At 41.0% G+C, this 2,702-nt stretch carries 1 protein-coding gene; it reads right to left on the minus strand.

Features of this window, described 5'->3' with window-relative positions; translation table 11 throughout:
- Positions 1–159 precede the first annotated feature (159 nt).
- Positions 160–2,702: preprotein translocase subunit SecA (gene secA, locus ABJL82_RS16495; protein WP_347275806.1), on the minus strand; the 2,543-nt coding region annotated here is incomplete at its 5' end.

Genomic DNA, 2,702 nt, shown 5'->3' on the forward strand with positions numbered 1-2,702 from the left:
ATTAAAATTTTCAGGAGAAAATAGGGAAAACCAAAGGCAAGTGCTATTATATAAAAAGCATCAAAAATTGTAGGCATGCAAATAGGAAAGGATTTTATAATAAATACACAGCGCTGCTTTTAACCGGCACATTAATACAATAATAACGCATCCAAATTATCATGCCCTGCCGCAACACTGTTTAAATTTTTTGCCACTGCCGCATATGCAAGGCTGGTTTCTCCCAACTTTAACACCGACTTTTATCGGTTCCACTTTTCTTTCCACCCGTTCTTCCGCTCTTGCAGTATTTTCCAGAACAGGAGCGGTTATTGGGTCTGGAGGTCCCTGTATTCTCTCCTTTCCGGAAACTTCCTTATGGATGTATGTTTCCGGACGCAATACTTCCTTTATCTCCGATTCCTCTATCTTCTGCAGTTTAAAAATAAGACTTGTCACTTCATCTTTTATGGACATATTCATATTTTCAAACATACCAAGCGCTTCCCGCTTATATTCTATCCTTGGGTCGACCTGGGCATATCCCCTTAATCCTATGCCGGACCGCAAGTGGTCCATTGCATATAAATGGTCTTTCCACTTTGTATCAATCTTTTCCAATAAAAGGATTTGCGCTATCTTTTCCATTCCGAATTTGCCAATAGTATTTTCCTTTTCCTCGTAAGCGTCAAATGCCTTTTGTTTCAGAAACTCCTCAATATTCCGGCAGGTTTTGTCCACGACTTCATTTAAATCAACCGGTATGCCAAATTTATGCTTAAACCATGCAGCTAAATCAAAGTAGTCATCGGGGTAGTCATCACCATCCTCCTCATAATTTTTTTCGTTCCCGATGCTTTTTGTTTCAAATGCATGAGACACCATCTCACCTATACAGTCTTCTGTCATTTGTTTTATATAATCGTATAAATATTTTCCCTCAAGCACATTTTGTCTAAGGCTGTATATTGTTTTTCGCTGATGGTCCATGACTTCGTCATAATCAAGCAAGTGTTTGCGTATTTCAAAATTATGCGCTTCTACTTTTTTCTGCGCCCTTTCAATAGATTTAGAGACCATCGAGTGTTCGATAGCCATGCCTTCTTCCATACCAAATGTTTTTAACAGAGAACTCACACGTTCGGAAGCAAAAATACGCATTAAGTCATCCTGCAAAGAGACGTAAAAGCGTGACGATCCAGGATCGCCCTGCCTGCCCGCACGTCCACGAAGCTGATTATCAATACGCCTCGCTTCATGCCTTTCAGTGCCTATGATATGAAGTCCGCCCAGGGAAGCGACGCCTTCTTCTAAAACAATATCAGTACCCCTGCCTGCCATATTCGTAGCAATGGTAACATTTGCCCGCTGCCCTGCCTTTGCAATTATCTGAGCTTCCCGCTCATGATGCTTTGCATTCAGCACTTCATGTTCGATACCTTCCCTTCGAAGCTTCTCGCTTATAAATTCTGATTTTTCAATTGACACTGTCCCGACCAATACCGGCCTTTCCTGTTTATGCACTTCGACAATTTCCTGGACTATAGCATCGTATTTTTCTTTTTCCGTTCTATAAACCCTGTCGGGGAAAATCTTACGTTGCAAAGGCTTATTCGTGGGGATAGTGACCACTTCCAGTTTGTAAATCTTATCAAATTCCGCCGCCTCTGTTAAAGCAGTACCTGTCATTCCGGAAAGTTTATCGTATAATCTATAGAAATTCTGAAGGGTTATGGTGGCAAGTGTTTGATTTTCTTCCTTAATACGCTGATGCTCCTTTGCCTGCACAGCCTGATGAAGTCCATCACTCCATTGACGCCCTTCCATCAATCTCCCGGTAAATTCGTCAACAATAATAACCTCGCCATTTTTTACGATATAATCTGTTTCATTTCTGAACAGGTAATGGGCGCGCAACGCTTGTTCAATATAATGAGGCCATTCCATATTTGTACCGGTATAAAGACTTTCCACATTCAAAAACTTTTCAACCTCTTCAATGCCTTCCTCGGTAAGATGCGCCATGCGTTCTTTTTCTTTTATTTCGAAATGCTCTCCCCGTTTTAATCTCCTCGCTATTTTATCTGCTACGTAATATTTCTCTGTAGATTCTTCCGCAGGCCCGGAAATGATTAACGGTGTACGTGCTTCATCTATAAGAATACTGTCCACCTCATCAACTATAGCAAAATTTAAACCACGGCTAACTTGTACCTGCTCCTCCATCCTCACTTTCATATTATCGCGAAGATAATCAAAACCAAATTCATTATTTGTTCCATAGGTTATATCGCACAAATATGCCTCTTTTTTTTCATCATAGGCCTGATGTGACTGAATAGCTCCTGCCCTTAATCCCAGAAATTCATATAACGGAGACATCCAGTCTCTGTCACGCTTTGCCAAATAATCATTGACCGTCACTACATGGACGCCTTTTCCCGATAAAGCATTAAGATATGCAGGCAGAGTAGCGACAAGCGTTTTGCCTTCTCCAGTGGTCATTTCAGCAATTTTACCCTGATGCAACACAAAGCCACCTATAAGCTGAACATCAAAATGCCTCATAGTTTTGTCAGGACTATCCGCATTTGGCACCACAAGAATCCTTCTGCTTGCTTCTCTTACCGTGGCAAATGCTTCCGGCAAAATATCATCCATCGTTTCGCCTTTTGACAATCTTTCCTTATATTCATCTGTTTTTTGACGTAATTCGGAATCAG

Origin of the sequence: Candidatus Kuenenia sp. (assembly GCF_039794105.1) — a bacterium.
GTDB lineage: Bacteria > Planctomycetota > Brocadiia > Brocadiales > Brocadiaceae > Kuenenia.